Below are 5337 nucleotides of genomic sequence, written 5' to 3' on the forward strand. Positions count from 1 at the left end.
TTAGCACTCATAGTACGATTTTCGTTAATGCCTCTAAGCTAGAAGACATAAATACTTTCAAAATTGAAAATAGTTATACCAAAATAGGAGCTATAGCGGAGGTAGGGGATATTTTCGATACATTGGGTGTATTGAATAGTGACTTCCTGTTTTTCAATAAATTCCTTGTTGTAGAAGGTAATACCGAGCAAGCTTTAATCCCGTTGCTCTACCACAAGTATACAGGTTGCACACTGCGTGAAAATAATATTCAGTTGATAAACTTAAAAGGGTGTACCAACGAAGATGTAGCAAACGATTTGTTAGATAGTTTAATTGACGGTTTTGCTAAGCGAGACGATTTATCTATATATATCTTTGATGCTGACACAAACAAGCAGGAAGATGAACAAACATTTGTTGTAGGTAAGCAAGACCTAGAAGATTCGTTACCTACTGGCCTATGGCCGCAGATAGTGCGTGAAGTGTATGGTGAAGAAATTGAAATCACAGAGCAAGATATTATAAGTATTATCGATGCAATTCCGATGGCGCAACAAGGGCACACTTTGCAAGCTAACCAAAAATTTGCGCCTAAGTTGAGGAGCTTAATTCGTCAAAAGTTAGTTGCCATAAACAGTGCAGAAAGAATTGACGACTGGCCAAATAAAAGCTTTGATTGGGGAGAAATCATTGGTCGCCATCTTGATGTATCTGAAATCCCAGACCCTATTAAAAGAGCATTTGATGCACTGATTAGATATGCATAACAAAGCGTTCAAGAGGGACAGCCAACGCGTGGCATTTTTATTATGCGTTGGTTTTTTGTGATTATGGTGTTATGCGGAAGCTTGGCAGTGGCGTTGGCTGCCCCTTAACGCGGCGTTATGTTTTATTGAGCCTCAGCAAGATCAATTAAACAATTTTAATGGGAAAATTCCGTCTGATTTAGAAGTTTTCCTATTCTAATTTATTGATATTATGGGTTTATTGTTCTTTTTTGTGGCTATTGAAAGTTGATCGATGCTTTTGTTTTTTTGTCGGGTTTTGCTCTGATAAATTGTGTACGCAAAAGATTCAACTGTTGCTGAAAAGTCTCTTTCTTTGGTGTTGTTTGCTCATTGATTCCGCAGGCTAATTCGCTTCAACTTATTTGGGATCTTATCGGCACCAATGATTGCTGAAAGTAGGCAAGTTTATCATTTTGAGTTAAACTGCTTCGAACAAATGAATTTTGTAAAAGTTCAATATAATCAATAGGTAATAAAACATAACAAACGCTTCAAGAGGGACTTCCAACGCGCGGCATTTTCATTATGCGTTGGCTTAAGTGATTACGGTGTTATGCGGAAACTTGGTAGTAGCGTTGTCAGCCCCTTAAGCGGGCGTTATGCTTTATTGAGCCTCAGCAAAATCAATATATAAATTTTAATGGGAAAAATTAGTCTGATTTAGAAGTTTTCCTATTCTAATTCATTGATATTATGAGTTTATTGTTCTTTTTTGTTGCTATTGAAAGTTGAACGATGCTTGTGCTTTTTCGGTAACTTTGCCCTGATAAATTGTGCTTGCAAAAGGTTCGATTTTTGCTGAAAGGTCTCTTTCTTTGTTGTTGCTTGTTCATTGATTCCACCGGCTATTTCGCTTCAGCATGTTTGGGATCTCATTGGCTTCTTGCTTGCTGACAGTATTTGGTTAGCGCAAGTTTATCGATGATTGTGCGCTTTTGTCCGGCTCTGCCCTGATAAATTGTATGTGTAAAAGGTTCAACTGTTGCTGAAAAGTCTCTTTCTTTGGTGTTGTTTGCTCATTGATTCCACAGGCTATTTCGCTTCAACTTATTTGGGATCTTATCGACAACAATGATTGCTGAAAGTAGGTTGGTTTGTCATTTTGAGTTAAAGTGACCGGAACAAATGAACATTATAAAAGTTCAATGTAATCAATAAGTAATAAAGCATAACAAACGCTTCAAGAGGGACTTCCAACGCGTGGCATTTTTATTATGCGTTGGCTTTTGTGGTTACGGTGTTATGCGGAAACTTGGTAGTAGCGTTGTCAGCCCCTTAAGCGGGCGTTATGTGTTAATGCGATTTCGGGACATTTCTCGTAAAAGTTAATAGCAAAGTAGTACATCCGATTCATATGACTAAGCTTAATGAAACCAACGTTGGCATCAAGGAGGTTAGATGACGAAGTTTCAGGATAAATGGTTTAAAAGATGGGAAAGCAAAAGGCGTAAAGGACTGATCTATTATACTTTTACTCAGACACTTATTATGGGTGGAGCGGTTGTTGTCGGTAGGTTTTTGGGTGTGGCTTTCTTCACCAATCAGAGTCAATGGGAAGAGTTTTTCACTGGTCTACCTATATTGGCAATAATTTTTTTTGGTATTGGTATTCCGTTAAATGCTATAGCTTGGTTTATTGGTGAAAAACGATATCAAAACCTTTTAAATGAGCGGAAAAACACATAACAAGGCGTTAAAGAGGGATTCGCAACGCGTGGCATTTTCGTTATGCGTTGATTTTATTAGTTTTTAGTGTGATGCGGTGAGTTTGTCGTTGCGTTGCTCACCCCTTAACGCGGCGTTATGTGCTTTCGGTAAATGTTCAAAAGTAGTATAGAATCAGGTGTTTAAACTATTGGAAAGCAATTATGCCTAAAGTCGTCCAACAGCAAATTGGCAATATCGCCCTTGTCGTCGAAAACTACGATGATGCCATTGATTTCTATACTAAAAAGCTTCAGTTTACGCTAGTTGAAGATACCGATTTAGGTGGCGGTAAGCGATGGGTTCAAGTTTCACCACCCAATTCGAATGGGACAAATTTACTGTTAGCTCAAGCGAGTACAGATGAACAAACTCAGTTTATCGGTAATCAAACTGGCGGTAGAGTTTTCCTATTTCTACAAACGAATGACTTTTGGCGAGATTATGAGCGGATGAAAGCGAACGGTGTTGTTTTCAACGAATCGCCACGAATTGAAGAGTATGGAACGGTTGTAGTATTTCAGGATCTTTATGGAAATAAGTGGGATTTGTTGCAATTAAGCAGCGATCATCGTTAGTACGCACATAACAAACGCTTCAAGAGGGACTTCCAACGCGTGGCATTTTTATTATGCGTTGATTTTGCTGGTTACGGTGTTATGCGGAAACTTGGTAGTAGCGTTGTCAGCCCCTTAAGCGGGCGTTATATTTCTCTTAAATTCAACGTACTACAAATTTAAAAGTTAAGTGGTAATGTGAGTGTTTTGCTGGTTGATGATTTCTTGTGAAGCATAGCAGTTGATTAGATCAAGTTTATCAATGTCTGACGAACATTATTGTTTAATCACATTTAGCAGCTCTTTTTATTTGGTTTACATTAATGGCTTATTTCTCTGATATTTATCATCAGAATCAATGGGTAAGCTTGATTCGACTTTAAAATTAATTGTTTTTTTGTATCGAAATCTGGCTCAACTGACGTTAAGCTTTTGATGTTATGTACTATTTTTAAAGGTTGTTTGGTGTTTCAGTGGCTGTATGTAACTGAAATATAACAAACAATTTAAGCAGACCCTCAACGCGTGGCATTTTTATTATGCGTTGAGTTTAGTGATTACGGTGTTGTGCGGAAAGTTGGTAGTTGCGTTTCGGGCTACTTAATTGGGCGTTATGCTTTATTGAACCTCAGCAAAATCAATATATAAATTTTAATGGGAAAACTCAGTCTGATTTAGAAGTTTTCCTATTCTAATTCATTGATATTATGAGTTTATTTTTTGTGGCGATTGAAAGTTGAACGATGCTTGTGCTTTTTTGGCAACTCTGCTCTGATAAATTGTGTACACAAAAGGTTCGATTGTTGCTGAAAAGTCTCTTTCTTTGTTGTTGCTGGTTCATTGATTCCACCGGCTATTTCGCTTCAACTTGTTTGGGATCTCATAGGCATCTAGTTTGCTGACAGTGTTTGGTTAGCGCAAGTTTATCGGCGAATGTGCGTTTTTGTCCGGCTCTGCTCTGATAAATTGTGTACGAAAAAGGTTCGATTGTTGCTGAACGGTCTTTTCCTTTGATGTTGTTTGCTCCTTGATTCCGCAGGCTAATTCGCTTCAACTTGTTTGGGATCTTATCGGAAACAATGCTTGCTGAAAGTAGGCAAGTTTATCATTTTGAGTTAAAGTGGATTTAACCAATGAACGTTATAAAAATTCAATATAATCAATAAGTAATAAAGCATAACAAACGCTTCAAGAGGGACTTCCAACGCGCGGCATTTTTATTATGCGTTGATTTCGGTGGTTTCAGTGTTATGCGGAAACTTGGTAGTAGCGTTGTCAGCCCCTTAAGCGGGCGTTATGTTTTATTGAGCCTCAGCAAGATCAATTCAAAATTTTTAATGGGAAAATTCCGTCTGATTTAGAAGTTTTCCTATTCTAATTTATTGATATTATGGGTTTATTGTTCTTTTTGGTGGCGATTGAAAGTTGATCGATGCTTGAGTTTATTTGGCCAACTCTGCTCTGATAAATTGTGTACGCAAAAGATTCGATTGTCGCTGAAAGGTCTTTTCCTTTGGTGTTGTTGACCCCTTGATTCCTCAGGTTATTTCGCTTCAGCATGTTTGGGATCTCATTGGCATCTAGTTTGCTGACAGTGTTTGGTTAGCGCAAGTTTATCGGCGAATGTGCGTTTTTATCCGGCTCTGCTCTGATAAATTGTGTACGCAAAAGGTTCGATTGTTGCTGAAAGGTCTCTTTCTTTTGTGTGGTTTGCTCATTGATTCCGCAGGCTAATTCGCTTCAACTTGTTTGGGATCTTATCGGCACCAATGATTGCTGAAAGTAGGCAAGTTTATCATTTTGAGTTAAACTGCTTCGAACAAATGAATTTTGTAAAAGTTCAATATAATCAATAGGTAATAAAACATAACAAACGCTTCAAGAGGGACTTCCAACGCGTGGCATTTTCATTATGCGTTGATTTTTGTGGTTACGATGTTATGCGGAAAGTTGGTAGTAGCGTTGTCAGCCCCTTAAGCGGGCGTTAGCCGTTTCGGAGAAAGCATGGAAGTTCAGGTTGTTGCATCGCTAATAGGTATCGTTGGGATCACATTAAGTGCGATCTTTAGTGGCTTTGGTTACTTCTTCAAAATTAGAACTGAAAAGCTTAGAACTACACGCCAAGTTCTGTTCTATTTATTAGAATTTAGGGCATATGTCTTAGCGTCTTCTTTTTCACCTACGGAGCTATACGAAAAGTATCTTGAAAAATGCGAGAAATACTTAGATAAGAAAAAAATTGAAGGTATAGCTATACCACAACAAAACCAGGATTTAATGTTGGGGTATTTTTCGAATGTCATTGA

General features: G+C 38.0%; 3 protein-coding genes and 1 pseudogene. All 4 read left to right on the top strand.

Features of this window, described 5'->3' with window-relative positions; genetic code table 11:
* On the top strand, positions 1-749 hold a 749-nt coding region (locus FKN93_RS16840; RefSeq protein ID WP_170905711.1), incomplete at its 5' end, for a TOPRIM nucleotidyl transferase/hydrolase domain-containing protein.
* Between the two features lie 1419 nt (positions 750-2168).
* A complete protein-coding gene (locus FKN93_RS16855) occupies positions 2169-2456 on the top strand; it encodes a hypothetical protein (RefSeq protein ID WP_170887991.1) in 288 nt (95 codons plus the stop codon).
* Between the two features lie 182 nt (positions 2457-2638).
* On the top strand, positions 2639-3052 hold the full coding sequence (locus FKN93_RS16860; protein ID WP_170905712.1) for a VOC family protein: 414 nt from the start codon (positions 2639-2641) through the stop codon (positions 3050-3052).
* A gap of 1983 nt (positions 3053-5035) precedes the next feature.
* Positions 5036-5337: pseudogene (locus FKN93_RS16880) on the top strand (hypothetical protein); the annotation flags it as partial.

Origin of the sequence: Vibrio sp. A8-1 (assembly GCF_013048685.1) — a bacterium.
Lineage (GTDB): Bacteria > Pseudomonadota > Gammaproteobacteria > Enterobacterales > Vibrionaceae > Vibrio > Vibrio metschnikovii.